This is a genomic window from Pseudomonas sp. S3_B08 (assembly GCF_054667725.1).
On record NZ_CP162750.1, the window covers coordinates 883717 to 907711 of the forward strand.

The 23995-nt window shown below is 59.0% G+C and carries 23 protein-coding genes and 1 pseudogene; 5 read left to right on the top strand and 19 right to left on the bottom strand.

Annotated features, from left to right (window positions below):
- Window position 1 precedes the first annotated feature (1 nt).
- The gene (gene ccoG / locus AB4N73_RS04135; RefSeq protein ID WP_073474016.1) at window positions 2–1417 is read right to left on the bottom strand and encodes a cytochrome c oxidase accessory protein CcoG; all 1416 of its coding nucleotides are present in this window, start codon (window positions 1415–1417) and stop codon (window positions 2–4) included.
- Between the two features lie 483 nt (window positions 1418–1900).
- On the opposite strand from ccoG, the gene AB4N73_RS04140 reads away from it, so the two are divergent.
- Window positions 1901–2905, top strand: a complete 1005-nt coding sequence (locus AB4N73_RS04140; protein WP_460142951.1) for a metallophosphoesterase family protein — start codon at window positions 1901–1903, stop codon at window positions 2903–2905.
- A gap of 38 nt (window positions 2906–2943) precedes the next feature.
- Here the strand turns inward: AB4N73_RS04140 and AB4N73_RS04145 are convergent, their stop codons facing one another.
- The 10 genes from AB4N73_RS04145 to ccoN (AB4N73_RS04190) all read right to left on the bottom strand — a co-directional run bounded on the left by AB4N73_RS04145 (window position 2944) and on the right by ccoN (AB4N73_RS04190) (window position 11041).
- Window positions 2944–3363 carry a type II toxin-antitoxin system VapC family toxin gene (locus AB4N73_RS04145; protein ID WP_252869093.1) on the bottom strand — a complete coding sequence of 140 codons (420 nt, stop codon included), beginning with the start codon at window positions 3361–3363 and terminating at the stop codon, window positions 2944–2946.
- Window positions 3363–3617 carry a type II toxin-antitoxin system Phd/YefM family antitoxin gene (locus AB4N73_RS04150; protein WP_056786773.1) on the bottom strand — a complete coding sequence of 85 codons (255 nt, stop codon included), beginning with the start codon at window positions 3615–3617 and terminating at the stop codon, window positions 3363–3365. The genes AB4N73_RS04145 and AB4N73_RS04150 overlap by 1 nt, the downstream gene beginning before the upstream one ends.
- A gap of 526 nt (window positions 3618–4143) precedes the next feature.
- Window positions 4144–5127 (bottom strand): cytochrome-c oxidase, cbb3-type subunit III, encoded by a 984-nt coding sequence (gene ccoP / locus AB4N73_RS04155; RefSeq protein WP_150635810.1) that lies wholly within the window; start codon window positions 5125–5127, stop codon window positions 4144–4146.
- Complete coding sequence (locus AB4N73_RS04160; RefSeq protein WP_016775513.1) at window positions 5124–5309, bottom strand: CcoQ/FixQ family Cbb3-type cytochrome c oxidase assembly chaperone; 186 nt, start codon at window positions 5307–5309, stop codon at window positions 5124–5126. The genes ccoP (AB4N73_RS04155) and AB4N73_RS04160 overlap by 4 nt, the downstream gene beginning before the upstream one ends.
- 5 nt (window positions 5310–5314) lie before the next feature.
- Window positions 5315–5923 (bottom strand): cytochrome-c oxidase, cbb3-type subunit II, encoded by a 609-nt coding sequence (ccoO, locus tag AB4N73_RS04165; RefSeq protein WP_007917161.1) that lies wholly within the window; start codon window positions 5921–5923, stop codon window positions 5315–5317.
- A complete protein-coding gene (gene ccoN / locus AB4N73_RS04170; protein WP_024012334.1) occupies window positions 5923–7365 on the bottom strand; it encodes a cytochrome-c oxidase, cbb3-type subunit I in 1443 nt (480 codons plus the stop codon). Before ccoN (AB4N73_RS04170) ends, ccoO (AB4N73_RS04165) begins: the two co-directional genes overlap by 1 nt.
- Window positions 7366–7843: 478 nt before the next feature.
- Window positions 7844–8800: a cytochrome-c oxidase, cbb3-type subunit III gene (ccoP, locus tag AB4N73_RS04175; protein ID WP_056784245.1), complete on the bottom strand. Its 957-nt coding sequence runs from the start codon at window positions 8798–8800 to the stop codon at window positions 7844–7846.
- On the bottom strand, window positions 8797–8994 hold the full coding sequence (locus tag AB4N73_RS04180; protein WP_042608410.1) for a cbb3-type cytochrome oxidase subunit 3: 198 nt from the start codon (window positions 8992–8994) through the stop codon (window positions 8797–8799). The genes ccoP (AB4N73_RS04175) and AB4N73_RS04180 overlap by 4 nt, the downstream gene beginning before the upstream one ends.
- A gap of 3 nt (window positions 8995–8997) precedes the next feature.
- Window positions 8998–9606: a cytochrome-c oxidase, cbb3-type subunit II gene (ccoO, locus tag AB4N73_RS04185; protein ID WP_003223389.1), complete on the bottom strand. Its 609-nt coding sequence runs from the start codon at window positions 9604–9606 to the stop codon at window positions 8998–9000.
- Window positions 9607–9616: 10 nt separating this feature from the next.
- Window positions 9617–11041, bottom strand: coding sequence for a cytochrome-c oxidase, cbb3-type subunit I (ccoN, locus tag AB4N73_RS04190; RefSeq protein ID WP_024012337.1), 1425 nt, complete (start codon window positions 11039–11041; stop codon window positions 9617–9619).
- A gap of 92 nt (window positions 11042–11133) precedes the next feature.
- Between ccoN (AB4N73_RS04190) and AB4N73_RS04195 the strand changes: the two genes are divergently transcribed.
- Window positions 11134–11814, top strand: coding sequence for an alpha/beta family hydrolase (locus AB4N73_RS04195; protein WP_460142952.1), 681 nt, complete (start codon window positions 11134–11136; stop codon window positions 11812–11814).
- An 895-nt stretch (window positions 11815–12709) separates the two neighbouring features.
- Window positions 12710–13064 (top strand): annotated as a pseudogene (locus AB4N73_RS04200) (DUF6124 family protein).
- Window positions 13065–13236: 172 nt separating this feature from the next.
- On the opposite strand, the gene AB4N73_RS04205 reads toward AB4N73_RS04200, so the two are convergent.
- From AB4N73_RS04205 to inhA, 4 genes are all read right to left on the bottom strand, one after another.
- A complete protein-coding gene (locus tag AB4N73_RS04205) occupies window positions 13237–13707 on the bottom strand; it encodes a hypothetical protein (RefSeq protein ID WP_252869097.1) in 471 nt (156 codons plus the stop codon).
- 328 nt (window positions 13708–14035) lie between these two features.
- Window positions 14036–15601: a methyl-accepting chemotaxis protein gene (locus tag AB4N73_RS04210; protein WP_041479077.1), complete on the bottom strand. Its 1566-nt coding sequence runs from the start codon at window positions 15599–15601 to the stop codon at window positions 14036–14038.
- Window positions 15602–15703: 102 nt separating this feature from the next.
- A complete protein-coding gene (locus AB4N73_RS04215) occupies window positions 15704–16495 on the bottom strand; it encodes a CPBP family intramembrane glutamic endopeptidase (protein WP_460142953.1) in 792 nt (263 codons plus the stop codon).
- A gap of 209 nt (window positions 16496–16704) precedes the next feature.
- The gene (inhA, locus tag AB4N73_RS04220; protein ID WP_460142954.1) at window positions 16705–17391 is read right to left on the bottom strand and encodes an isonitrile hydratase; all 687 of its coding nucleotides are present in this window, start codon (window positions 17389–17391) and stop codon (window positions 16705–16707) included.
- A gap of 89 nt (window positions 17392–17480) precedes the next feature.
- On the opposite strand from inhA, the gene AB4N73_RS04225 reads away from it, so the two are divergent.
- Window positions 17481–18503: a GlxA family transcriptional regulator gene (locus AB4N73_RS04225; protein ID WP_460142955.1), complete on the top strand. Its 1023-nt coding sequence runs from the start codon at window positions 17481–17483 to the stop codon at window positions 18501–18503.
- Window positions 18504–18505: 2 nt separating this feature from the next.
- Here the strand turns inward: AB4N73_RS04225 and AB4N73_RS04230 are convergent, their stop codons facing one another.
- From AB4N73_RS04230 to AB4N73_RS04245, 4 genes are all read right to left on the bottom strand, one after another.
- A complete protein-coding gene (locus AB4N73_RS04230; protein ID WP_460142956.1) occupies window positions 18506–19138 on the bottom strand; it encodes a BRCT domain-containing protein in 633 nt (210 codons plus the stop codon).
- Window positions 19139–19150: 12 nt separating this feature from the next.
- On the bottom strand, window positions 19151–19540 hold the full coding sequence (locus AB4N73_RS04235) for a hypothetical protein (RefSeq protein WP_041479072.1): 390 nt from the start codon (window positions 19538–19540) through the stop codon (window positions 19151–19153).
- Between the two features lie 389 nt (window positions 19541–19929).
- Entirely contained in the window at window positions 19930–21756 is a 1827-nt protein-coding gene (locus AB4N73_RS04240; protein ID WP_460142957.1) for a glycoside hydrolase family 15 protein, read from the bottom strand.
- Window positions 21749–22549 carry a glucose 1-dehydrogenase gene (locus AB4N73_RS04245; RefSeq protein ID WP_252869101.1) on the bottom strand — a complete coding sequence of 267 codons (801 nt, stop codon included), beginning with the start codon at window positions 22547–22549 and terminating at the stop codon, window positions 21749–21751. Before AB4N73_RS04245 ends, AB4N73_RS04240 begins: the two co-directional genes overlap by 8 nt.
- 234 nt (window positions 22550–22783) lie before the next feature.
- Here AB4N73_RS04245 and AB4N73_RS04250 point away from each other — a divergent pair, with 234 nt between their 5' ends.
- Window positions 22784–23956 carry an MFS transporter gene (locus AB4N73_RS04250; protein WP_460093812.1) on the top strand — a complete coding sequence of 391 codons (1173 nt, stop codon included), beginning with the start codon at window positions 22784–22786 and terminating at the stop codon, window positions 23954–23956.
- Window positions 23957–23995 lie beyond the last annotated feature (39 nt).

Consider the following 23995-nt stretch of genomic DNA (forward strand, 5'->3'; position numbering starts at 1 on the left):
CTCAACGGATTTGTGGGCCGATGAATCGGCTCTTGGCTTCAACGTGGACGCTGTCGTCATCGGCGTCCTTGAGGATGAATTTCACCTCGTTGGTGCTCGATGGCAGTTGTTCCGGTGCGCTGGACAATTCGACCGGCATGCTGACGATATCCCCGGCGGCAACCTTGATCTCGCGCTTGCCTTGCAGGCGCAGGTCCGGCAGACCCTCGGCTTGCAGCAGGTAAGTGTGGTCGCGCTGATCCTTGTTCATGATCTTCAGGCTGTAGACGTTCTCGATCCGGCCTTCAGCGTTTTCGCGGTACAGCACGCGGTCTTTGCTGACGTCGAAGCCGACCAGCGAACGCATGAAGAACGCAGCGACCAACAGGCTGATCATCGCCAGCAGCACCACGGCGTAGCCGATCAGGCGCGGTCGCAGTTTATGGGTTTTCTGCCCGGAGAGGTTGTGTTCGGTGGTGTAGCTGATCAGCCCGCGCGGGTAATCCATCTTGTCCATGATGCTGTCGCAAGCGTCGATGCACGCCGCGCAGCCGATGCATTCGATCTGCAGGCCATCGCGGATGTCGATGCCGGTCGGGCAGACCTGCACGCACATCGTGCAGTCGATGCAATCGCCCAGCCCCAGGGCTTTGTAGTCGATGCCTTTCTTGCGCGGCCCACGGCTTTCGCCACGGCGCGGGTCGTAGGAAACGATCAGCGTGTCCTTGTCGAACATCACGCTCTGGAAGCGCGCATACGGGCACATGTAGATGCACACCTGCTCACGCAACCAACCGGCATTGCCGTACGTGGCGAGGGTGAAAAAACCGACCCAGAAATACGACCAGCCATCGGCCTGGCCGGTGAAGAACTCGATGACCAGTTCGCGAATCGGCGAGAAGTAGCCGACAAAGGTCATGCCGGTGACAAAACCGATCAACAGCCACAGCGAGTGCTTGGCCAGTTTGCGCAGGAATTTGTTGGCGCTCATCGGCGCCTTGTCGAGCTTGATGCGCTGGTTGCGGTCGCCTTCGGTGACCTTTTCGCACCACATGAAAATCCACGTCCACACGCTCTGCGGGCAGGTATAACCGCACCAGACACGCCCGGCATAGACAGTGATGAAGAACAGGCCGAACGCGGCAATGATCAACAGGCCCGAGAGCAGGATGAAATCCTGTGGCCAGAAAGTCGCGCCGAAGATGAAGAACTTGCGCTCCGGCAGGTTCCACCACACCGCCTGATGACCGCCCCAGTTCAGCCACACCGTGCCGAAATACAGCAGAAACAACGCCGCACCGCCAAGCATCCGCAGATTGCGGAACAGGCCTGTGAAGGCACGGGTGTAGATTTTTTCTCGTGAGGCATAAAGATCGACGCTGTTGTTCGCGTTCTTGCTCGGTGGCGTGACGTCGTGTACCGGAATCTGATTGCTCATCATTGCATCCCACGGCAGTGGAAAAATGCCTCGGTCGATACGTGCCAACCGAGGTCAAAAAGGCTGTTGCAGTAGCGCGATGATACGCCTGCCGCTCTGGCTCAAGGGTGCGACCTTTGGTCGCGTTGGGTAAAAAATGCGGATGGTGTAGCGATTGCGCAAAAGCCTGACGCAGATCAATTGACTTGTTGAGTATGGACGCTTTTGCCGAAGTGGCTAGTTCATCCTTTCAATTGTTTGTTCACGCCACTGCCGTTGATTTCGCAAGTTGAATAACACCCGTGATTGTTTTCGTCCAGGCGACAACTCAGGCCGGACGCTACGGGTTTCTATTGATTCGTATGTTGTAAGTTGTTGGGTCTGAAATATATTCACTCGATTGTTGTAGGTGAAGGCTTTGAAGTTTTCGCTGTATTCGAATAAGTTCTGTTCGCGCGAAACTTCTTTTGCGTACCGAAAATTAATTGAAATGGAATTTCAAGCATGGCTTTGAATAAATTCATGAGCATCTTTATGGGTGCTTGTCTGGTAGCTTCGGCTATTACCGCTCAGGCTACAGCTGGTATGCCGAAACATATGGTCTTTACTTCGGATACTCAATATCCATGGACAGACAAGACCGATATCCGCGAGCCCGAATCGGATTCAGAATTCACGGCGCGCTCGAAATGGCTGATTGAAACCCAACTTGCGAGCATTGCCGAATTCAGAAATCAACACGGCTCTCAAGCGCAGGTTCCTTTGATGATCAATGGCGATATAACCGCTTTTGGTCATGGCTGGCAGCGCTCGTTCATGAAGGATTCGCTGAACAGGCACTTCAATGGTGAATATCTTTACGGCTTGGGTAATCACGACTATGAAAACAATGTTGATGATTGCTTTACCAATAACTGTGCTGCAGGAAGTATTGTCGAGTTCAAAGAACATCATGAAGGTAAAGTCGATAACTTTGATCTGAAAATCACTGACGGTTTTCTGAGCAGGACGTATTCCGGTAGTCTCGCCTATTCGAAAAATATCGGCGAAGTGCATATGGTTCAGCTCAATAACGAGCCGACCTACACTACCCGGATTGCTCATCCGTTGAACCCGACGACGTTCGAAATCAACGACGCACTGGACTGGCTCGAGACCGATCTGCGACTGGCGCGAGCGTCGGGCTACGCCATCATTATCAATATGCATAAACCCTTGCGGCACCAGGGCAGCCCCGAGCAAAAGAAGCGTTTCCATGACATGGTCAACAAGTACCAGGTGACGGCCATTTTCGCCGGCCACCTGCATACCGAGGGAGGAAGTTCCTACTGGGAGGGCAGCGTCCCCATGTATCTCAGCGGAAGCACCTCTCAGCAAACCTACCTGACTGCGAATTTCACCGAGGATCGCAAGCATTTGCAGATCTATCTGGTGAAGAACAACCAGTGGCGTGAGCGGACGCTGATCGATACCACGGTTGTGCATTCAATCTTTGCCCAACGCCCATGAAAAAAGCCCCGCCGGTGATAGGGCGGGGTGTTCAGCAGTCAGTTATTGGCAGCGATCCATGGGTTGATCAGATTGACGCCGCTGAGTTGAAAGTCCGCAATGTTGCGAGTTACCAGCGTAAGCCCGTGCACAAGCGCGGTGGCGGCGATCAAGGCGTCGCATTCACTGCTGCGGTCGGGAACATGCAATCGTGCGCACCGGGTGGCGACGCTGGTATCGACAGGCAGGATTCTTCCAGAGAACGCCGGTTTGACGTGATGTTCCAGCCAGTTGCGCAGCAGCTGGCCTTGTGAAGGGTCACGACGTTCGATACGCAGGGCGCCCGTTTCCAGTTCCAGCACAGTGATTGCAGATAGATACAGGCTGGCTGGGGAAACGCTGTTTGCCCATTTCACCACATGCCTGTCGGCTTGTTTTTTCCGCAGCTCGGAAACTACATTGGTATCCAGTAGGAACATCAGGAAAGGTCCACGCTGCGAGGAGTGATTACAGCGCGCTCGGGTTCGAATTCGATTTCAAGCGCATTCGGCATCGCCAGTAGCTCAACGATGCTGGTCTCGCAACCGGTCAGTTTCTGGTACTCCTCAATGCTGAGCAATACGTGGGCAGGCCTGCCTCGGTCAGTAATGATTACTGGACCTTGACGCGTGGCTTTTTTGGCTGCACTGGTGTCCTGATTGAACTCGCGGCTGGAAATGGTGGTGATGGCCATCATGTTTGGCCTCCAGAAATTCTGATGTAGGAACGTTACTATTTTGAGGTTTTCACCGCAATCGAAAAGGCAGGTCGGGGACGATCGGTTTGTCAATTTCATAAGGGCACCGGCGAAGGCGCCTCCCGCCAAGGCGTGAGGCACTGGATACAGGGCGTAAATTCGGTGTTTTTGCTGCCCTTGTCAGAGCAATCTACCGCCGCCGAGGCCGTCGAGTCCGCCACCGTCGCCGGGGCTGTTCATGGTTTGCTGCGATACCTCGAGTAACGGTTTCACAGATGTTCGTTCGAACCCTGCCCTATGGGTAGAGCCGGGTTGAGGCTGATTTTGCAGTGCGCTTTGGTGATCTTTCGACATTGGGCTTCATCCTTGAAGTGGACCCGATATGGATTATCGGGGCGAAAAAAACCTACCGTGCATCGCAGCTCAGGTCCATTGAGCAAGCGTTTCGAATCATGAATGCCAGCATGAAAAAAGGCCCCGCCAATTCCCATTGGCGGGGCCTTTTTTGCTTCAAGCGTTGGCCTTACTCAGCCTTCGCCTCCGGTGCTTTTTCACCGTGAGACAGGCTGTAAACATACGCCGCCAGCAGGTGCACCTTGTCATTGCCCTGCAGTTGTTCCTGCGCAGGCATCTGGCCCTGACGACCGTAACGGATGGTCTGCTGCAGTTGCGCGAAGCTCGAGCCGTAGATGAATGCGCCCGGATGGGTCAGGTCGGGCGCACCCATGGCCGGCGTGCCTTTGCCGGCAGGGCCGTGGCAAGCCACGCAGTTGGCGGCGAAGAGTTTCTGGCCGTTGGCCGGGTCGGCCTTGGTGCCTTCCGGCAATTTACGGCCGTCGAGATTGGTCACCACGTAAGCAGCCACATCGGCCACGCCTTGCTCACCGATCACTTCCGCCCACGCCGGCATCACCGCGTGGCGGCCGCCCATGATGGTGGTCTTGATGGTTTCCGGCTCACCGCCCCAGCGCCAGTCGGCGTCGGTCAGGTTGGGGAAGCCATAGGCGCCCTTGGCGTCGGAACCGTGGCACACCGAGCAGTTGGACGCGAACAGACGGCCGCCCATCTTCAGTGCTTGCGGATCCTTGGCGACTTCCTCGATCGGCATCGCCGCGAACTTGGCGAAAATCGGACCGAAGCGCGCGTCCGAACGGGCCATTTCCTTTTCCCACTCGTGGACGCCGGTCCAGCCAGTCTGGCCGTTGGCGAACGCGGTCTGTTTCTCGGTATCCAGATAGTTGTAGCCCGGCAGCAGACCTTTCCAGTTGCCCAGACCCGGGTACAGCACCAGGTAGCCCAGAGCGAACACGATAGTGCCGACGAACAGCATGAACCACCATTTCGGCAGCGGGTTGTCGTACTCCTCGATCCCGTCGAAGGAGTGGCCGACCGTCTCGTCCGTCTGTTCGCTGCGTTGGCCCTTGCGGGTCGACAGCAGCAGCCAGGTCAGGGCGAAGATCGTACCGAGACTGAGGACTGTGACGTACAGACTCCAGAATGTAGTCATTCTTTGTTACTCCTAGAAGCTTGCTCGACGTGCTTGATGGCTTCGGGATCATCCGCAAAAGGCAGCATGGTCGCGTCGTCAAACTCCGACTTGCGCTTGGGGCTGAACACCCACAAGGCCAGACCGATGAAGGCCACCATCACGACCACGGTGCCCAGGCCTCGAATCATCCCGATATCCATCAGATTCACCGTTTGCTTTTGATGATGGTGCCCAGGCCTTGCAGATAGGCCACCAGCGCGTCCATTTCGGTTTTGCCCTTCACGGCATCCTGTGCACCGGCGATGTCTTCGTCGGTGTACGGCACGCCGAGGGTGCGCAAGACTTCCATTTTTTTCGCGGTTTCCTTGCCGTCGAGCTTGTTTTCCACGAGGAACGGGTAAGCCGGCATTTTCGACTCGGGGACCACGTTGCGCGGGTTGTACAAGTGCGCACGCTGCCAGTCATCGGAGTAACGACCGCCCACACGGGCCAGATCCGGGCCGGTACGTTTGGAGCCCCACAGGAACGGGTGGTCCCAGACGCTTTCACCGGCGACCGAATAGTGGCCATAGCGTTCAGTTTCAGCGCGGAACGGGCGGATCATCTGCGAGTGGCAGCCGACACAACCGTTGGCGATGTAGACGTCGCGGCCTTCCAGTTCCAGCGCCGAACGTGGCTTCATGCCCTCGACCGGCTTGTTGGTGACGTCCTGGAAGAACAGCGGAACAATTTGGGTCAGGCCACCGACGCTGACGGCGATGACCATGAAGAAGGCCAGCAGGCCAATATTCTTCTCGACAGCTTCATGCTTCATCAGTGAGCTCCAACGACGGCAATCTTGGCGGCGGCTTCGGCTTCAACCGGATCCGACGCACGGACAGTGCGGTACACGTTGTAAGCCATCAGCAGCATGCCGCTGGCAAAGAAAGCACCGCCCAGCGCGCGGACGATGAAGCCCGGGTGGCTGGCCTGCAGCGCTTCGACGAACGAGTAGGTGAGGGTGCCGTCATCGTTGATTGCACGCCACATCAGGCCTTGGGTGATGCCGTTGACCCACATCGACGCGATGTAGAGCACGGTGCCGATAGTGGCAAGCCAGAAGTGCGCATTGATCAGCCCGGTGCTGTGCATCTGCGCGCGGCCGAACAGTTTCGGGATCATGTGGTAGATCGCGCCGATCGAGATCATCGCTACCCAACCGAGGGCGCCGGCGTGTACGTGGCCGATGGTCCAGTCGGTGTAGTGCGAGAGCGAGTTGACGGTCTTGATCGCCATCATCGGCCCTTCGAAGGTCGACATGCCGTAGAACGCCAGCGACACCACGAGGAAGCGCAGGATCGGGTCGGTGCGCAACTTATGCCAGGCGCCCGACAGGGTCATCATGCCGTTGATCATGCCGCCCCAGCTTGGCGCCAGCAGAATTATCGACATCGCCATGCCCAGCGATTGTGCCCAGTCCGGCAGGGCGGTGTAGTGCAGGTGGTGCGGGCCGGCCCAGATGTACAGGGTGATCAGCGCCCAGAAGTGCACGATCGACAGACGATAGGAATAGATCGGGCGTTCGGCCTGTTTCGGCACGAAGTAGTACATCATCCCGAGGAAACCGGTGGTCAGGAAGAAGCCCACCGCGTTGTGGCCATACCACCACTGGATCATCGCGTCAGTGGCACCGGAGTAAGCCGAATACGACTTGAACAGGCTGACCGGCAGCGACATGTGGTTGACGATGTGCAGCATCGCGGTGACCACGATGAACGCGCCGTAGAACCAGTTGCCCACATAGATGTGCTTGGTTTTGCGCTTGGTGATGGTGCCGAAGAACACCAGACCGTAAGTGACCCAGACAATCGCCAGCAGAATCGCGATCGGCCATTCCAGTTCGGCGTATTCCTTGGTGGTGGTGTAACCCAGCGGCAAGGTGATGATGGCGCCGACGATGACCGCTTGCCAGCCCCAGAAGGTGAAGGCCGCGAGGCTGTCGGAAATCAGTCGCGTCTGGCAGGTTCGCTGCACGACATAGTAGGAAGTGGCAAACAGTGCACAACCGCCGAAGGCGAAAATCACCAGGTTTGTGTGCAACGGGCGCAAGCGTCCAAAGCTCGTCCACGGCAGACCGAAGTTCAGTTCCGGCCAGACCAGTTGCGAGGCGATGAAGACACCGAGCCCCATGCCAAGGATCCCCCAGACCACCGTCATGATGGCGAACTGGCGGACTACCTTATAGTTATAAGCAGTCGGACTGATTGCTGTGCTCATTCTAAGGTTCCACGGTTTGGGTATTTTTATAGGGATAAAATCGGCCGCAAGTATGTATAAAGCAGGGGGTCATTGCAACGCGCCATGACCTGGGTCAATGCTTTCCAACGCTGATTCTGCGGCCTTTCCATGCGCCGCGTAGGGTCAAAAATGGCCTCTGAAAAAATGTCGCAGTGCGCGTAAAAAGCTCGCAATCCGGATCGCCGTCAACGGTGCCCGTTCACAGGTCGTGATCGGGAAATTGCGGGCAATCGGCGCAACAGCCGTTATCTACCTGCGTTTGCGGCGAATCCATCAACCGGATCACGGCGCGCATCGTTCGGGATTGATCTGGAAACCGACTTCAGCCGGTCCGCTTCGATGAAGCGTAGACCCGAATCCGGGGTTCCGAAAGGAGAGGATCCAAGGGGTGCGACAATGCGTCGCAAAGGGGCGGGAAACTGCCGCAGCGAGAAAGCTGCGGCAGTGGTGTACGCAATTACTGTTTCTTGGTGTCTTCAGTTATCAGTTTTTCTGTGTTCAATCCGTGGCTCAGGCTGTACACATAAGCGGCTAGCAATTGCACTTTATCGTTGCCCAGCAATTCGTTCTGCGCTGGCATATGCCCCTGACGACCATGGCGAATGGTCTGCTCCAGTTGGGTCAGGCTGGTGCCATAAATGAAGCCGGCCGGGTGGGTAAGATTCGGTGCGCCCATGGCAGGGGTGCCTTGGCCAGTTGCGCCGTGGCAAGCCACGCACGTGGTGCTGAACGCCTGCTGTCCGGCTTGCAGGTCTGCCTTGCTGTCGGCGGGTAGCGGCAGGCCGGCGAGTTCGTGGCGCACGTAGGCGGCAACGTTTTTCACCCCGGCCTCACCGAGCACTTCGCCCCAGGCCGGCATGGCCGCCATGCGGCCGCCCATGATGGTGGTCTTGATCGTCTCGGCATCGCCGCCCCAGCGCCAGTCGCTGTCGGCGAGGTTAGGGAAGCCGAACGCGCCCTTGGCATCCGAGCCGTGGCACACCGAGCAATTGGAGGCGAACAGACGACCACCCATTTTCAGCGCCTGCGGATCCTTGGCCACTTCTTCCAGCGGCATCGCCGCGAATTTGGCGAAGATCGGGCCGAACCGGGCGTCCGCCTTGTTCATTTCCTTTTCCCATTCGTGCACGCCGGTCCAGCCATCCTCATAGCCGGGCAGGATGCCTTTCCAGTTGCCCAGGCCCGGATAGAGAATCAGATAACCCACCGAGAACACCAACGTGCCGGCGAACAGCATGAACCACCACTGCGGCAGCGGATTGTCGTACTCCTCGATGCCGTCGAAGCTGTGGCCCATGGTCTGGTCGACGCTGCCCTTGGTCTCGCCCCGGCGCGTGCCGATCAGCAGCCACGTCAGGCCGATCAGGCTGCCGATGGTCAGTACGCAGATCCACGTACTCCAGAAGGTGGTCATGGCCGGGTACTCCTTGTTTCAGGTGCTTGGGTAGTGTCGGGTTGCGGTTCATCGGCGAACGGCAGCAGACGTGCTTCGGCAAACTCCGGGGTGCGCTTGCGGTTGAACACCCAAAGCGTCAAACCGACGAAGGCGACGAACACCACGACCGTGCCGAGACCGCGAATCAGGCCTGCACTCATTTCAATGACCATGGCTCACCTCTTGCTCTTGATTGCAGTGCCGAGCACTTGCAGGTAGGAAACGAGGGCGTCCATTTCAGTCTTGCCCTTGAGGCTGGCGACCGCGCCGCTGATGTCGTCATCGGTATACGGCACGCCGAGGGTACGCATGGTTTTCAGCTTGGTTTCAGTGTGGCTGCTGTCGACCGCTTGGGTGACCAGCCACGGGTAGGCCGGCATCTTCGACTCCGGCACGACGTTGCGCGGGTTGTACAAGTGCGCGCGGTGCCAGTCATCCGAGTAACGCGCGCCGACCCGGGCGAGGTCCGGACCGGTACGTTTCGAGCCCCACAGGAACGGGTGATCCCAAACGCTTTCGCCGGCCACCGAATAGTGCCCGTAGCGTTCGGTTTCGGCGCGGAACGGACGGATCATCTGCGAGTGGCAACCGACGCAGCCTTCGCGGATATAGATATCGCGACCTTCCAGTTGCAGCGCGGTGTATGGCTTCATGCCCTCCACCGGTTTGTTGGTGACGTCCTGGAAGAACAGCGGGACGATCTGGGTCAGGCCGCCGATGCTCACGGCGAACACCATCAGCAGCATCAGCAGGCCGACGTTCTTTTCAATCGTTTCGTGTTTCATGGCGGACTCCTCAGGCCATCTGCGCGGCAGCGACGACGTCGGCAGGCTGCGAGGCCCGCACGGTGCGCCAGGTGTTGTAAGCCATCAGCAACATGCCGCTGAGGAAAATCGCCCCGCCGATCAGTCGCACGACGAAGCCCGGATGGCTGGCCACCAGGGTTTCGACGAAGGAATACGTCAGCGTGCCGTCCTCGTTGACCGCGCGCCACATCAGGCCCTGGGCGATGCCGTTGACCCACATCGAGGCGATGTAGAGCACGGTGCCGATGGTCGCCAGCCAGAAGTGCGCATTGATCAGGCCGACGCTGTGCATCTGCGCTTTGCCGAAGATTTTCGGGATCATGTGGTACAGCGCGCCGATCGAGATCATCGCCACCCAGCCGAGTGCGCCGGCGTGTACGTGGCCGATGGTCCAGTCGGTGTAGTGGGAGAGGGCGTTGACAGTCTTGATGGCCATCATCGGACCTTCGAAGGTCGACATGCCGTAGAACGCCAGCGACACCACGAGGAAGCGCAGGATCGGGTCGCTGCGCAACTTATGCCAGGCGCCGGAGAGGGTCATCATGCCGTTGATCATGCCGCCCCAGCTCGGTGCCAGCAGGATCAGCGACATCACCATGCCCAGTGACTGTGCCCAGTCCGGCAGCGCGGTGTAGTGCAAGTGGTGCGGGCCGGCCCAGATGTACAGGGTGATCAAGGCCCAGAAGTGTACGATCGACAGGCGATACGAATACACCGGACGTTCGGCCTGTTTCGGCACGAAGTAATACATCATCCCGAGGAAACCGGCGGTGAGGAAAAAGCCCACAGCGTTGTGGCCGTACCACCACTGCACCATGGCGTCGGTTGCACCTGCGTACACCGAGTAGGACTTGGTGAAACTCACCGGCAACTCAAGGTTGTTGACGATGTGCAGGATCGCCACGGTGATGATGAACGCGCCGAAGAACCAGTTGCCCACATAGATGTGCTTGGTCTTGCGCTGCATGATCGTGCCGAAGAACACGATCGCGTAGGCGACCCAGACGATGGTGATCAGGATGTCGATCGGCCATTCCAGTTCGGCGTATTCCTTGGAGCTGGTGTAACCCAGCGGCAGGCTGATCGCCGCCAGCAGGATCACCAGTTGCCAGCCCCAGAAGCAGAACGCGGCGATTTGCGGCGCAAACAATTGCGTCTGGCAGGTGCGTTGCACCGAATAGAAAGAGCTGGCGAACAGCGCGCAGCCACCGAAGGCGAAGATCACCGCGTTGGTGTGCAGCGGGCGCAGACGGCCGAAACTGGTCCAGGGCAAATTGAAGTTGAGTTCCGGCCAGACCAATTGCGCCGCGAGAAAAACCCCGAGGCCCATGCCGACGATGCCCCACACCACCGTCATAATGGCGAATTGGCGGACCACCTTGTAGTTGTAGGCGGTACTGATAGAAGTGTTCATGGTTCCCCATCCACGGTTCAGCCGAAGTGAGCGCGCGCAAACGACGCGAATCCTTCGCCTGGAGTTATAGGCAGACTAAAAGCGAGGCAAGCATGGACAAACAGCACAAGGCCAGTATTGACGGGGATCAATGGGCGCAGTGTGTGCTCGATCATGGATGGTTGTGGGATGTCGCTGTTGGTGAGGCTTCGGCAACGCTGATTCTGGCGCACGGGGCGGGGGCGCCGATGGATAGCGACTGGATGAACGACATGGCTGGGCGCCTTGCCGGGCTTGGGGTCAACGTGTTGCGCTTTGAGTTTCCGTATATGGCGCAGCGGCGGGTGGATGGGGTTAAGCGGCCGCCGAATCCTGCTGGCAAGTTGCAGGAATGTTGGCGGGAGGTGTTTGCGGTTGTGCGGCGTCATGTCGCTGGGCCGTTGGCGATTGGCGGCAAGTCGATGGGCGGGCGGATGGCGAGTCTGGTGGCGGATGAGTTGGGGGTGGATGCGTTGGTATGTCTGGGGTATCCGTTTTATGCGGTGGGGAAGCCGGAGAAACCGCGGGTTGAGCATTTGGCTTCGTTGCGCACGCGGGCGTTGATTGTGCAGGGAGAGCGGGACGCTCTGGGGAATCGCGAGGCGGTTGAGGGCTATTCGTTAGCGCCGGGGATTGAGGTGTTTTGGTTGGTGGCGGGGGATCATGATTTGAAGCCGCTCAAGGCTTCTGGCTTTGCGCATTCCGATCATTTGGCGGGTGCTGCGCAGAAGGTGGCTGAATTTCTCGGTGACTGATTTTGAGCCGGGCCGGGATTTTGCCTTGCATGAAGATCTGCTCCCTTTCCCTTCGCCATCTTTGGGGTGAGGGGGTAGTTGTTGATCTTGCTTTTGGGGGCATATCCGTTGCTTCGGGAGCTGCGGCTGGCGGTTTCGCCTGACGGCGACTTACTTTTTTACAAGCGCCAAAAAAAGTAAGCAAAAAACGCTAGCTCCTGCGTTCGGCCCTCGCAAGCTCGGGTCCCTTCGCTCCGGGATCGATCCGGGCGCAGCGGCTCCGGTTTGCTTCGCTGCACCTCCTTCCGCTGTGTCTGGCTGCGCCAGACGGTCGCTGCGCTCCCACGCCCGGATCAATCCCTCCACTCAGCCTTCCGACGTCGCCGGTGGATCAAGATCAAGAGCACTCGAGCTTGCGCTCATTGTTGAGTGGTGCGGCTTCGCCGCGGGCAGCTGCGCTGCCTTGCTTTTCTGTGGGAGCGAGCCTGCTCGCGAAAGCTCCCTTCCAGACGACATCAAACCACCTGCCTGTCAGAGGCAATCTCTGAACTTAAACATCATCAAATACCAATGTTTAAACTACACGACCCGTTACGCCATCCCGGCTACAACTCCTTGCGCCATTGCCTACGCCTACGCCAGAATCCGCCGGCTTACGCGTCTAGGCGGCGGGCTATATCGTTTGTCTGTCACTGAGAAACAGTGATGGGGTTTGGTAGCCCGCGTCGAAACCGTTGTATAGCGTCACCGTATGCAGTCCCGTTTCGGGGCTCGACTTTTATGGTGGGCATGCGTGGGGCTCCTTTGTGAGCGCCGGGTTTCCTGTTTCGACCGGTCTACCAACCTGCGTATGACCACCACCTTTCGTTTGGTAGCGAGGGTGTTGGCTCCCAATATTCGAAACCGGAGTACGCCCATGTTCAAAGTCACCCCCAACCCGCCACCCCCCCCACGACCGCGCTCTCGATCCGCAAAAAATCCAGGAAGCCACCGACCGCGCCCTCGATTACTACCTCAAACCCGAAGATCTGGCCGCTCCACCAAGCTCTCCAAAATATCGCCCGGTCTATGTCGTGGACCCCACGCTGGATGACGAAACCCTGTTGGTCGAGGCCTGCGAGTCGCTTTCATACGCGCATGCCATGGCCGGTAACATCGCCAACTCGATAGGCGGCCCGGAACGCAAACCACTGCTGGCGCTGCAACAGGTGATCATGCTCAACGAACTGTTGGTCAATCGACTGCTGGATAAGCTGAAGTTGCCTCAATAATTTCGCTGGCTGTTATGGCCTCTTCGCGAGCAGGCTCGCTCCCACAGGGGATTGGTGTCTGGCACCTAATCTGTGATCAGCGCAGATCCAGTGTGGGAGTGAGCCTGTTCGCGAAGCGCCATACGGCTAAAAGGGCGGGGATGCAATCTGATCGAAACGTTGTCGCGAAAAATCACAAATCATCCCTAAGCAAGTTGAAAGTACCTATAGGCTGCGTTCGGTATCCATGGCTTTTGAACTTTGCTTCAAATGTACCTTTAGCAATCCCCTTGGTGGGATGGATGTCGATAGTGACCGTGGCTTCATCAGCATCAACATAAGTAAATCCATAAAACCCAGAGGGTCCAGGTGACGAGTGGCCGTGCTGGAATGTCAGCCCGTCTTCTAACGTATAAGTTTTATGGAACGGGGCGTCACTGGTATAGGGGATCGAGAAAGAGTAGAGAAAGATGTTCTTCTCCTCCAGCGTTCCTGTAGATCCTGAGATTGACCAGCTCTTTTCGCCCGTCGGAATAAAATGACGTAGTTCAAAAGAAATTATATTGGCCGTTGTTTCAGGGTTGGTGCCGAATTGCCAAGTGAAAACATTAGACTGTTTTGGAATGGCACCTGGTTTTGGGATGAGGATGCTATGTTTGCTCATTTTTTAGCTCCTTGGTCATATCGTGATAATGAAAACCATCTGTTCAACGATTTATAGATATGCCCCTGAAACTTGAATGTCTACTGTAAGACCTGACAGTAGACATACGCTGTGTTCTGTGGATTTCCGCCAGGATTTCCGAATGTGCAGCGCAAAACTTTCTGATGAAGTTCAATATTAGATGTCTGGGTTTGGCAGGCGGCGCAATGCATGACTGAACTACTCAAGCACAGTCTCAACCTACTCAAATCCTATTGAGTAGTTCATTGACACAAGAAAAAACCCGGAAGGCTCACGCCATCCGGGTTTTTTCATTCCAGCCTTCCAATCAGCGGTTAAACCGCGCCACCAACGAATACTGCGTGTTGGCCGTCTTCGTCAGTTCTTCACTGAGCAACGCCGAGTTGTGCGCTTGTTCCGAGGTCTGATCGGCCAGTTCCGAGATATTGCTGATGTTGCGGCTGATCTCTTCAGCCACGGCACTTTGCTCTTCGGTCGCGGCGGCGATCTGGGTGGTCATGTCGGTGATGTTGGCCACCGCTTCGCTGATGCCGACCAGTGCCTGATCCGCTTCCAGGACCCGCGCCACGCCTTCTTCAGCCTGGCGATGCCCGGCTTCCATGGTTTGCACGGCGCTGGAGGCAGTCTGCTGCAACTTGGCGATCAGGGCGTGAATCTGCCCGGTGGATTCGCTGGTGCGTTGCGCCAGTTGGCGGACTTCGTCAGCCACGACCGCAAAACCACGGCCCATTTCACCGGCACGCGCTGCTTCAATCGCAGCGTTGAGGGCGAGGAGGTTGGTCTGGTCGGCGATGCCTTTGATCACGTCGACCACGCCGCCGATTTCGTCGCTGTCCTTGGCCAGTTGCGTCACGGTCAGGCCGGTTTCGCCGACGACCACCGACAGACGCTGGATCGCTTCGCGGGTTTCGCCGGCGATGTCGCGGCCGCGGCCGGTCAGGCGGTTGGCTTCCTGGGTGGCGTCAGCGGTGCGCTGTACGTGGCTGGCGACTTCCTGGGTGGTGGCGGCCATCTGGTTGACGGCGGTGGCGACCTGTTCGGTTTCCACGCGCTGGCGTTCCAGGCCGGTTGAGCTGTTGTGTGCCAGGGCGTCGGACTGCTTGGCCTGTTCGGTCAAGTGCTCGGCGGTGTCCTGCAGGCGGGTCAGACAGGTTTTCAGGCGTGCTTCCTGGCTGAGGATCGACATTTCCAGACGCGCCTGGGCGCCACGGCTGTCGGTGTACATCTGCGCGATCAGCGGGTCGGAGGTGGTCTGTTCGGCCAGGCGCAGCAGGCGCTTGAGCCCGCGTTGCTGCCATTGCAGGCCCATCAGGCCCAACGGCACCGAAAGACCGGCGGCGAGGGCGAAGCCCCACTGCGAGTTCAGCGTCGCGCCGATCATGAAGCTCAGCTGGCTGACCAGAATGAACGGCAGCCAGTCCTGCAGGAGCGGCAGCCATTTGTCCGTCGATGGAATCGCCGACTTGCCCTGGTTGATGCGTTGGTAGAGCGCTTCGGCGCGGCGGATCTGTTCGGCGGTGGGCTTGACGCGCACGGACTCGTAACCGATCACCTGGCTGCCGTCGAACACCGGTGTGACATAGGCGTTAACCCAATAGTGGTCACCGGATTTGCAGCGATTCTTGACGATGCCCATCCATGGCAAGCCTTGTTTCAGTGTGCCCCACATGTGCGAGAACACCGCCGATGGCACGTCAGGGTGGCGGACCAGATTGTGCGGCGCACGGATCAGTTCCTCCCGCGAAAACCCGCTGATCTCGACAAAATCGTCGTTACAGTAGGTGATCATGCCCTTGGCATCGGTGGTGGAAATCAACCGTTGCTGAGCTGGAAAGGTCCGCTCGCGTTGTGTAATGGGCTGGTTGTTACGCATGGTTTTTCAATCCGCAAGGCTTTGAATGGTTGTCGGCGCCGACAGGTTTTTATTGAAGTTTTTTTTCAGATTTAAGTACGCCGTCGCAAAACCGCGCTTGCGTCAACTGGCCAGCATCGGATAGGTGAACAGGCCGAAGTGCAACAGATTCAGGCCGAAATGGGTGGCGATCGCCGCGCCCAGTCCGCCGAAACGGTAGGCCAGACCATAGCCGACCCCGGCCAGTCCCGCCAGCAACACCCAGGTCCAGCCAGCACCGACATGCACCAGACCGAACAATAGCGATGCCGACAGCAGTGCGAGGTTGTCGCCGTAGGGCAGGTGCTTGAGGCGACGGCTGAGTCCGCCCTGTATATAGCCGCGAAACAGCGCTTCCTCGACCAGCGTCACCAGCAGCAGATTGTTCAGCACCCACAGCCAGGCCTGATCCGGCCATTTCGGTGCCCAGGCGATCACGCCGAGTAAAAGCGCGCCGCCGAGGGCGAGAATCGCGCACAGCGTCAGGGCGAGGGCGGTGGCATAGACCGTCAGGCGCAACGAACGCCGCGCGACGATCCACGGACAAACCAGCAGCAACCAGAAGCCCACCAGCGGTTTGTCGAGATTGAAGTACATCGCGAACGGCACGGCGTTGTCAGTGAAACGTTGCGGATTGATCACCCGGCCGTTGGCGAAGCCCGGCAGCCAGTGCATCGCCAGTGCCACGGCCAGAACGATGAACAGGCCATGGCCGAGCCAACGCGCGACCGGCACCTCTTGCTGACGCACGGCGAACGCGGCGAACAGCAAAAGCCCCACGGAGATCAATGCCAGCCAACCGAGCTGGCCGTAGCTCAGGGCCAGTCCGTAACCGAGGCCGAGCAGCGCGAGATAGAGCCAGGGCAGCGCCTTCATCGAAAGTCCTTGTGCGAGATTTCTGGAAGGGGCTTTCTACACGGGCGAGGGAGGTGGGACAAGTGAAGGTGTGGCAGTCATGCCAGACACAAATCAAATGTGGGAGCGAGCCTGCTCGCGAATGCGGTCTTCCAGATGACGTCACTGGCGCCTGACACTCCGCCTTCGCGAGCAGGCTCGCTCCCACAGGTTTTGCATTCGGCTGGATATCAGCGCAGGCCCAGTTTGGCCGCTGCGCGTTCGGTAATCTCGGTACGCAGCTTCAACGACGGCGCCACGCGCAACCGCGCTTCATCGACCACCGCACTCGGTGCCACGTCCGGGCTGCCGGCATTGAACGGCGGTGCCGGGGCATATTCCAGTTGCAACTGCACCAGTTGCGCCGTGTCGGCATCGACCAGTTCCGCCGCCAGCACCAAGGCGAAATCGATCCCGGCGGTGATTCCGCCACCGGTAAACAGATTGCCGTCGCGCACCACCCGATCTTTCACGGCAACCGCGCCCAGCGTCGGCAGCAACTCGTGATAGGCCCAGTGCGTGGTCGCACGTTTGCCCTGCAGCAGGCCCGCCGCGCCAAGCACCAGCGAGCCGGTGCACACCGAGGTCACGTAACGTGCCTGGGCGGCCTGATGTTTAATGAAGTCCAGCGTCTGCTGATCTTCCATCAACGGCCCGACGCCACTGCCGCCGGGCACGCAGATTACGTCCAGATCCGGGCAATCCTCGAAAGTCGTAGTCGGTTTCAGCAGCAGCCCGGTGCTGGATGTCACTGGCATCAGATCCTTCCAGATCAGGTGGACCTGCACGCCGGGCAACGAGGCGAGGACGTCGTAGGGGCCGGTGAGGTCGAGTTGCTGGACCTGCGGGAATAACATAAAACCGATCTGCAGCGTCATCGTTCTTGCTCCGTTGAAAGAAGTGGACGACTTCACTGTAGGCGGGTAGGTTCTGGCGCATACGCCAATAACCCCACGAATTACGCCAAATGCCTAAAGCCATTCACGTCCTCGCGTTTGCCAATATGCAGATTCTTGATGTCACCGGGCCGTTGCAGGTGTTCGCCTCGGCCAACGATCTGGCCCGCCAGCGCGGTTTGCCCACGCCCTATGCGCCGAGCGTGATCGCCAGCGGCGGCGGGGCGGTGATGTCATCGGCGGGGTTGGCGGTGCTCGCCGAACCCTTGCCAAAAACGCCCAGCGACACCTTGATCATCGCCGGCGGCTGGGGCATTTATCCCGCCGCCGAAGACTCGCAACTGGTCGACTGGGTGCGCGAGCACGGCACTCACTGCCGGCGCGTGGCTTCGGTATGCACCGGGGCCTTTCTGCTCGCCGCCAGCGGCTGGCTTGATGGCCGCCGCGTGGTTACCCACTGGACGCGCTGCGAGCAACTGGCCGCGCAACATCCCAATCTGCACGTGGAAGCCAATCCGATTTTCATCAACGACGGCCCGGTGTGGACTTCCGCCGGTGTCACGGCAGGCATCGATCTGGCGTTGGCCATGGTCGAAGAAGACCTCGGCCGCGATATCGCCCTCGACGTCGCCCGGCACTTGGTCGTCTTCCTGAAACGCCCGGGCGGACAGTCGCAGTTCAGCGTGACGCTGTCGCTGCAACAACAGGGCAACCGCTTCGATGAACTGCACGCCTGGATCGCCGAGAACCTGACCTGCGACCTCGGCATCCCGACCCTCGCCGAACAGGCCGGCATGAGCGAACGCAGCTTTATCCGCCACTACCGCGCCGACACCGGCCAGACCCCGGCGCGGGCGATCGAATTGATCCGCGTCGAAACCGCCCGCCGACTGCTCAGCGATACCGGTTTGCCGGTGAAACGCATCGCCGCCAATTGCGGGTTTGGCAGTGAAGAGACGCTGCGGCGCAGTTTTCTGCGAGCGATTGGCGTGACGCCGCAGGCTTATCGGGAGCGGTTTTCGGTCAGCGTTGTAACAGATCCAATGCCTTCAGGCGTTTTGGGTCCTATTGATGAAGATCGACCAATGACCTAAGGCTATCCAAACAACACTTTTTGCCAATGGTCTTCACTGATGATTGCTATCGGTACGCCGCTGTCCCGAAGTTCGACGGCTTTTTTGATCTTGGTGCCATAAGTACTGTGAAGCCATTGCTCATTACCGATGCTGCCTACCACCAGATAATGAATTTTTTTGCTGACGGCGCCACTGATCAGTCCTCCTCGCTCAGTCACGCGCAATTCGCATTCCTTGCGCGGCCCGTAAGCCATGACGCCGGTAAAAAGAAAGACGCGATCCATCCAGCTCAAGGTTGGGAAAGGATTATCGAAGGGTAGGGCATTTGGCGCTGTAAAGGTTTGGATTGACCCTACGGGCAGCCCGGCAAACTGATGAAGCATTCCCAAAAGCTCCACTGATTCATCCGAATCCAGCACGCCATCGCTGAGCATCTCCGCAAGGCGCTTGTAAAGGATGTTAACCACCGGATCGCTTAGATGAACCAGATGAGTTTCAATCCATGTCTTGAGAAATTCTGCTTCCTGCTGGTTGATCTTACCGTCGGCGGCAAGTCCCGCTGCGACACCAACCAAGGCATCCGCAGAGCGACGATCAATACGCGCTTCGTGAAAGAAACCGCTGCTTTGAAACTCCTGATGCAAATCGACCATCTCTGCTTCTCCTTAAGCCTCAACTTCCGCCACCTGATTGAAATACTTCGTCCGATCCGGCGTAAACGTCACCTTCATCTTCGTCCGCGAACACATCAGAGAACGCTCCTGCGCAAGATCAATATCCAGATCCTCACCGCGCAGACCCTGCCACTGCGCCAGATATTTCAGTGAGCCGTACTTCTCGTTTTTTTTCAGGCTGCGACTGACGCCACCCTTCCAGCCAAGCACCGGCAGTTCATCGGCCAGGCAGCGCTGGGCCAGTTCGGGAAAGCGTTCGGCGCGCTGGCGGCCGATTTCCCAGCATTTGATCAAGCCCTTGTCGGCGGCTTCCCAGAGCTGGGTGCGGCTCAGCCCGGTGCGAAGAGGGGAGTCGATGGTGCGCTGGACGTGATGAGGCATTCCGCTTCCTTGAATTCGGGTGTGGTTGGACAGCTCCGCTGTGCCCGTAAAAGATCAAAAGCCCCTCACCCTAGCCCTCTCCCAGAGGGAGAGGGAACTGACTGAGGTATTGGCTTCTTATCTCGACCATTGCGTTGGATGGTAGGTGTGGATGTAACGGCTGGCAACAAGGTATTTCGGCGTGTAAGCGTACGTAGCGGGAAGCGTTTCAACGTAACGTGTGTGGCTTTTGTAGGCGCAGTTTTTACACAGACTGTCGCCAGACATAACCGCCGTGCAGGTTTCACGTTGGGTATGGGCCTGTTGCCGTTGGCTGGCATGCAGGCCCGTTGTGGAAAAATCCCGTCCAGTCAGGGATCGGTCTGACATGCGCTGACGAAAAAACAGCCCTACGGCTGCCAGGAACTCTTCTCGCCACTCAGCTTGCGGTCAAGAAAACTCGCTGCACTGATCAACGCCAGATGCGTCAGCGCTTGCGGCGTGTTGCCCAGGTGCCGCCCATGGCTGTCGAACTCTTCGGCGTACAGCCCAAGCGGATTGGCATATCGCAGCAATTGCTCGAACTCCAGGTGGGCTTTTTCCACCTGGCCGGCGCGGGCCAGGCATTCGACGTACCAGAACGAACACGCGGCGAACGCGCCTTCGGTGCCGCTGAGGCCATCGATGTTGGCGTCTTCGTTGCGATAGCGATAGACCATGCCGTCACGCACCAGGGTTTTTTCGATTGCTTCCAGAGTCGACAGCCAGCGCGGATCCTTGGCGCTGACGAAGCGCACCAGCGGCATCAGCAGCATCGAGCCATCCAGTGCGGTACCGCCCTTGTACTGAACGAAATGCCCGCGTTCTTCGTCCCAGAAGTTTTCCCAGATGTCGGTGTAGATCGCTTGCCGGGTGTCATCCCAACGGGCGAACGGCGCCGGCAGCGAACGCTTGGAAGCCAGACGGATCGCCCGGTCCAGCGCCACCCAACACATCAGCCGCGAGTGCAGGAAATGATGGGTCTCACCGCGCATTTCCCAAATGCCGACATCTTCGCTCTGCCAGTTTTCGCAGACCTGATCGACCACTTCGCCGACATGCCGCCAGCCTTCGTGGGAGATCGCATCACCGTACTTGTTGACCAGATACACCGCGTCCATCAGCTCGCCGAAGATATCCAGCTGGATTTGGTCATAAGCGCCGTTACCGATGCGCACCGGTTGCGCGCCGCCGTGGCCGGCCAGATGCGTCAGCTCGGTTTCCGGCAATTCCTGCTGGCCATCGATGGCATAGAGGATGTTGAGTTTCATCGGTTTGCCACAGCAATCGCTCACCCGTCCGCGCAGCCATTGCATGTAGTGGTTGGCTTCATCGACAAAGCCCAGGCGCATGAACGCGTAAACGGTGAACGAGGCATCTCGGATCCACGTGTAGCGGTAATCCCAATTGCGCTCGCCGCCGGGGGTTTCCGGCAGGCCGAAGGTGGCGGCGGCGAGGATCGCACCGTGGCGACGCGAGGTCAGCAGTTTCAGGGCGAGGGCGGAGCGATTGACGATTTCCCGCCAGCGCCCGCGATAGTTGGATTGGCCGATCCAGCCGCGCCAGTATTTGAGGGTGCGCTCCATGCACAACTCGCCGGCGCCTTTGGCAAAACGCGGATCGTCGCTGCCGCCGAGCATGAACGCGGCGGTTTCATTGTGCTTGAGGGTGAACTGCGCGACGGCCGCTTGTGCATCGATTTGCAGTGCCTGATCTGAAGCCAGGCGTATCGACGGCTGGCCAGCGGCGTGAAACGTTACGTCTTTTTCGTCCATTTCTGCCCGGGTGTCGGCGCGGCCGTAGTCGTGGCGCACCGCGCAACGCAGATTGAACGTCGCCGAGCCGCTGACCACGCGCACCCGGCGCATCAGTAGCGGCAGTGCGTCGACATCGTCACCGATGGGCAACAGATCGGTGATTTCCACCACCGCGTGTTCGCTCAGCCAACGGGTCTGCAAGACGTTGGTGTCGGGCAGATAAATCTGTTCTCGGCGCGCGTCCGGCAAGTCTGGCGCGAGCTGGAAAATCCCTGCTTGCGGGGTGTCGAGCAGCGAGCAGAAGATCGTCGGGCTGTCGAACTCCGGCCAGCAGAAAAAATCCACGCTGCCCTTGTCATTGACCAGTGCGGCGCTGCGCATGTCGCCGATGATGCCGTGGGCACCGATGGGACTTTGTTGTTCCACTTTAGGCTCAGCCATTGCCGCGAAACTCCGGATAGAGGCTCATCCCGCCATCGATGAACAGGGTGGTGCCGACGATGTAATCGGACAGGTCGGAAGCGAGGAAAACCACTGCGTTGGCGACATCCTCGACATCGCCGATGCGCCCGTACGGAATCAGCTCAAGAAGTTTGTCGCCGGCCGCGCCTTCAGTGGCTTCTGTGTTGATAGCCGTGCTGATCGCACCGGGCGCGATGCTGTTGATGCGGATGCGCTGGTGGCTGACTTCCTGGGCAAGGCTTTGCATCAACTGATCGACGCCGCCCTTGGACGCCGCGTAATTGACATGCCCGGCCCATGGAATCCGCTGGTGCACCGAACTCATGTGAATGATCTTGCCCGCCGCGCGCGACACGCCTTCGCGCACGCCCTGACGCTGGAAAATCCGCAACGCCGCCCGTGCGCAGAGGAACTGCCCGGTGAGGTTGACGCCGATCACCGTGTTCCAGTCGTCGAGGGTCATGTCCACGGCGGCAGCGTCTTTTTGCAGACCGGAGTTGGCCACCAGAATGTCCAGCGAGCCGAAGGCTTCGACGGTCTCGGCGAACAGCCGCTCGACCTCGTCCTCTTTCGAAACATCGGCGCCGATAGCGAGGGCCTTGCCGCCCTTGGCGTTGATTTGCGCGGCCAGTTCTTCCGCAGGTTCAGCGCTGCTGTTGTAGTTGATCACGACCGCAGCACCGGCCGCAGCGAGTGCTTTGGCGGCGGCATGGCCGATGCCGGAGCTGGCACCCGTGACCAGCGCCACCTGATGAGCGAGGGAAATCTGCATGACGATTCGCGCCTTGGTTCCAGAGACTTAAGTAGCTGACTGATGGCAGACGCTGAGAGTTCATTTGCTGGATGCGGTGATTGCGCCGGCCCCTTCGCGAGCAGGCTCGCTCCCACCGGGGGACGGCATTTCGAATGTGCGAGCGAAGGGGCCTTCACAGACCGCTAACAATTGCGCGCTTCCACGGCATTCAAGGCTATGGCAACTTGGCCGCCCCTGATGAGGCTGCAATCGATGGCAAATCCCTACCGCGAATTGTTCACCGCCCCCGGCGCCCGTGCGTTTGTGCTGGCCGGGATGCTGGCGCGCATGCCCATTTCCATGACCGGCATCGGCCTCATCACCATGCTTGCGCAGTTGAACGGCGGTTATGCGCTGGCGGGGGCGGTGGCGGCGACGTTTGCCTTGGCCACGGCGTTTTGCGCGCCGCAGGTATCGCGGTTGGTGGACCGTTATGGTCAGGGGCGGGTGCTGCCGATCGCAGCGCTGACCGGTGGCGGCGGGTTATTGAGTTTGCTGCTGTGCACGCGTTTGCAGGCGCCGGACTGGACTTTGTTCGTCTTTGCCGCGCTGGCCGGGTGCATGCCGAGCATGTCGGCGATGGTGCGGGCGCGCTGGACTGAAATCTACCGTGGCCAGCCGCAATTGCAGACGGCGTATGCCCTGGAGTCGGTGCTCGACGAAGTGTGTTTTATCGTCGGGCCGCCGCTGTCGGTGGGCTTGTCGGTCGCGGTGTTTCCCGAGGCCGGGCCGCTGGCGGCGCTGTTGGCCCTGGCCATCGGCGTGACGGCGTTTGTCGCCCAGCGCAGCACCGAACCACCGGTGCACGCGCAGGAGTCGCAGCATCAGGGCTCGATCATTCGCTCGACCGACGTGCAATGGCTGCTGGCGTTGATGCTGGCGATGGGCGTGATCGTCGGAGTCATCGATGTGGTCAGCGTCGCTTTCGCTCAACATCAGGGCCAGCCGGCAGCGGCGAGTATTGTTTTGTCGGTGTACGCGATCGGCTCATGCCTGGCCGGCATCGCCTTCGGTGCGATGCGTTCGAAACTGCCGCTGCCGCGCCTGTTTCTCTACGGCGGTGTGGCGACGGCAGTGACCACGCTGCCGCTGTTATTGGCGAGCAATATTCTCGGCTTGTCGATCGCGGTATTTATCGCCGGGCTGTTCTTCTCACCGACGCTGATTGTGGCGATGGCGTTGATCGAACGCATCGTGCCACCGGCCAAACTGACTGAAGGCCTGACCTGGCTGGTGACCGGACTGAGCATCGGCGTGGCGATCGGCGCCGCCGGTTCCGGCGCGCTGGTCGATGCGTTTGGCGCGCGCAGCGGCTTCTGGCTGGCGATTGCGGCGGGGGCGGTGGTGCTGATTTCCGCGTTTCAAAGTTTCCGTCACTTGAAATAACAGTCCTGTTGTAGGAGCTGACGAGTGCAACGAGGCTGC